The sequence below is a fragment of the Ruegeria sp. AG7 genome, from assembly GCF_056541545.1.
In genome coordinates, this window is the sequence record NZ_JBQFYP010000043.1 from 1 (window position 1) to 3583 (window position 3583).

Below are 3583 nucleotides of genomic sequence, written 5' to 3' on the forward strand. Positions count from 1 at the left end.
AAAAGAACTTGCTGGCGACCCTTATGAGTTGCCTGACATACTGGGTGCATGGCTACCTCCAGTGCTACAGCGTCAATTTATCAAGCGGCTTGTACTCACAGCGATAAACGCCGGTTCACGGGATGCTGCTTTCCGGGCGTTTCGAGACGGATACCCAACCGGCCACGCAGGCAAGACACTGACTAACGAACAACTGGATGCATTACTGGCTGGTTTCTTAGAGAAAACCCCTCACATCGAGGACTTTCTGTTCGCGGATCAAGGTATCCAGTTGATGAACCTTGATCGTCAGATAGCGGAGCGCGTTCATCGTTACTTCTGCGATCAAGCCGTTCCAGTCCTATCCGTGCATGACAGTTTTATCGTCGACTATACCCGGGTGGGCGAACTGAAACGGGTTATGGCCGAGGCTTCAGAAGAAGTGGCCGGTGCTCCGTTGCCAACGTCGAACCAGTTCTATGGGCTGGACGAGCAAGCCGACCCCAGTGCCGACCATGTGAAAGATTATGTGATATGGCGGCAGACGGCCCGGTCCGAAGGTTATCTTCAGAGGCTGGCGGAACATGAGAGGCGGACAGGGCGAGAGGTGGTGCCGTATACATAGATGGCACTGAATTCGGAACCGCCGGAGTGAACCATTTGGTAAAATTTGGATCTGGGAGAATAGCCACTACGGGTGAAGACGACCGAGTATCTCAGAGCGGATGTTCTGTGATGCAGTTGAATCCAAGTGGAACACCACGCTTGTAATGCGATCCATATGTGAGGCGATTAAATTCAATCGTTCATTGGTTAACGTTAAGTCTTCGTAGCTGATTTCCCGAGGTTTGCCATTCAATGCAGTCTGGATGAACACAGTGGACGCGGTACCTCCCTCCGCATAAAGCCCGGTAATGCCATGAGCAATTCTGTTCCGCATTTCCAAACCTTCCGACATCGTAACGAATAGGTCTTCGATGAAATCTGTGTTTGAAATGTTTTCGCCAGCCAATTCTCCGTGCAACTTCTTCCAACGCTCAAGGACTCTAGAAATGCCGTACACAGCTTGCGTTGTGCTCTGCTGTTCAAGGTACGCCAACGATTGCGCTAGTTGTCTCTCTAGGAGCGACCAGACGAAGAAATGGGAGCCCACAGCAGCTTTTAGGTCGTCTAAGCCTACTACGCCACTTCTGGTACGTTCATTGCGTTTGTTTGCCAACTTGATGCTCGATCACGAATTTCGTCAGTCTCCCGGAGGCATATCACTGGAGGACGGCTATGCCTAGAAAGGACCAGCACCCGAAGTTGATGCCTGAATGCGGTCTTCGGCTTCGGTCCGGACGTCTGATCACTCGGCAGGTAGTCGTCCCAGATGCGGTCGACCAAGGCGGCGACCTCAGGGTGATCCGACCAGCGGTGAACGTCGATTGGTCGCGAGTGCCATGGGTTCTCTATCTCCCCCATAACCTCCTCCTCCCTCTATGTATTATGAATCAGGAACGAGGATACTCGAGTCTCTCTATCCTCCGGTTTCTATTCATTACTTATACCTATTCCCCAGCCCCATAGAACCCCTGCTAGAGGTTAGGAAAGAGGAGTAGACAGGGGGAGTCAGAACACCCGAAACCACTGGGGCATAAACGGGGGCATTTCTCGGAGGGTTTAGCCCCAAGTGCCTAGTCTCGTTCCATGTTCCGATGAACTGGCTGGGGTGGTAGGAATCCTTGCCCCCCGATGAAACCTAAGAGCTTTTCCCACTGGCCCGAGAAACTGGGGCAATTTCGGGGGCATTCTGCTGAGCGAAGCGACGGGCGGAACGAGGGTGAGCACGGGCATTTGGGCCGCTAGAACGACCGTTCACTGCCGCTGGCGGGACAGAGCTTACTACACCGCTTGAGAACCGCTAACCGGCGCTGACGAGACCGCTAGCTCGACCGCCCAGTGGCGCAGGACAGGACCGCTGACGAGGCGTTCCGGGGGCTGACGGGTGGTGGCTGGTGCTGGCGGGTGGGGGGCGGTGAGCAACCAAGAGGTCAGTAGGGATAGCCAATACGTCTGCAATCAGCCAAAGTGCCTTCAACTTGCGTCTTAATGATCCGATCATCTTGGAACACGACTGCGTAAGGCTTGAAGCCTACGTAACCGCCAAGTCTGTTTTTGCCATTTACATAGCCACAGAGAACTTTCACGTTCAATGTTTCTTCCCCTTTAGCCAAAGTCGTCTTTGCAAAGTATGGGTCCCTGAAACGCGCGCTTTCGGGATCAAAAAATCCTCGAGTTAGTGCTGACTGTGCTTGGTGGTAACTGGCTTCAGAAAGACTAACCTGTTGGTAATCTTTAACATTGACTGGCGTACACGCGATGACGTCAGACACCGGCCCTTACCTGCCTTTGACCACCTCATATTGATGCTGCGGTCGCAGCCCGCATTGCCGACGTTCGCCGCAAGCGCAAAATCTGTGGACCATCGAATTCACAAATCGCGGACAAAGCGGCCACTCTTTGCAAGAAATGAAATTGACGACTAGTTGTGGTATTAAGGCTCCCACAACCGGGGGGATGCCGCAATGAACAGAACTTGGAAAACATTTCTCGCGGGGGTGGCTGCGCTATGCGCCACCATGTCGACAAGTTCCGCTGAAATGATCCACTTGATGGCTCGAAAAGGCGATGTCGCAAAAGTTATGTCAGAAATCGAAAAAGGAGTGCCGGTGGATCTGCCGAGCACCACAGGCGCTCGTTTTGAAGGTTCGTCACCACTCGTAGTAGCATCTCGGTTCGGTCGTACGGACGTGGTCGCGGCCCTGTTGGAGGCTGGGGCCGACCCAAACTACTCTCTTCCCAATGCTGAGTACGAAAAAACTTTTGCATACCCAATCCATGTTGCGTCAAGCAACGGACACACAGAAGTTGTTCGATTGCTTTTGGAAGCCGGTGCTGATCCAACTGTCGTGGATCCTTGGCTTGGGACAGCACTGCATTTCGCCTCGTTGCGTGGGCACGACGAAATCGTGACCATCCTATTGGATGCTGGCGTACCTACAAGTGCAAGTATCCCTAGTGTGAAGCACTTGATTGGTAATGCCGATAGGGGCCGAGGAGAAACTCTGGCAGGTGCCTGCAAAGCCTGTCACAGCCTGGAGAACAATGGGCAAGTTCAAGCCAATGAAGGTCCGCCACTTTGGGGAGTTCTCGGGCGCACCATTGGCTCGTACGATGGCTACGAGTACTCGACGGCTTTCTCAGCGACTTCAGGTGTCTGGGACTACGACAATCTCAACTCGTTTCTTGGGCGTCCACGAGAATACATTCCGGGAACAAAGATGGACTTAGATGGAGTTTGGGTTGATCAGGATCGCGCAGACTTGATTTCTTACCTCCGGACACTCGATGAAAACCCGGTCGCATTGCCTTAACAACCAATCGAAATTGAGCGTAGGATACGTGTTGGTGAGGTCAGAAGCAGCCATCAGAAAGAGCTCGTTGGGCGTCTGCTTTGCGGAGATACTGTTGAAAAACTCTGCTTGAGCGATGCTTTGGCTGCTGATTCAATTCTCTTGAGTTGCAGGAGAGTTGCTGATGATGGGACCGAGGCAAGTTGCGC

The 3583-nt window shown here is 53.0% G+C and carries 4 protein-coding genes; 2 read left to right on the forward strand and 2 right to left on the reverse strand.

Translation table 11 applies throughout. The features are described 5' to 3' along the window. Positions 1-604 (forward strand): hypothetical protein (locus tag ACR0BF_RS20245; protein WP_480625663.1); only part of this gene is annotated, 604 nt, incomplete at its 5' end. Between the two features lie 66 nt (positions 605-670). Here ACR0BF_RS20245 and ACR0BF_RS20250 read toward each other — a convergent pair. Together ACR0BF_RS20250 and ACR0BF_RS20255 are read right to left on the reverse strand one after the other, a co-directional pair. Continuing rightward, positions 671-1198 (reverse strand): hypothetical protein, encoded by a 528-nt coding sequence (locus ACR0BF_RS20250; protein WP_480625664.1) that lies wholly within the window; start codon positions 1196-1198, stop codon positions 671-673. 814 nt (positions 1199-2012) lie between these two features. Continuing rightward, complete coding sequence (locus ACR0BF_RS20255; RefSeq protein ID WP_480625665.1) at positions 2013-2354, reverse strand: hypothetical protein; 342 nt, start codon at positions 2352-2354, stop codon at positions 2013-2015. A 192-nt stretch (positions 2355-2546) separates the two neighbouring features. Here ACR0BF_RS20255 and ACR0BF_RS20260 point away from each other — a divergent pair, with 192 nt between their 5' ends. Continuing rightward, the gene (locus ACR0BF_RS20260; RefSeq protein WP_480474877.1) at positions 2547-3395 is read left to right on the forward strand and encodes an ankyrin repeat domain-containing protein; all 849 of its coding nucleotides are present in this window, start codon (positions 2547-2549) and stop codon (positions 3393-3395) included. The last annotated feature ends 188 nt before the right edge of the window (positions 3396-3583 follow it).

Bases quoted from the DNA above. Each gene is read 5' to 3' on its own strand.
- ACR0BF_RS20260 (WP_480474877.1), top strand. From the start codon at position 2,547: ATGAACAGAACTTGGAAAACATTTCTCGCGGGGGTGGCTGCGCTATGC.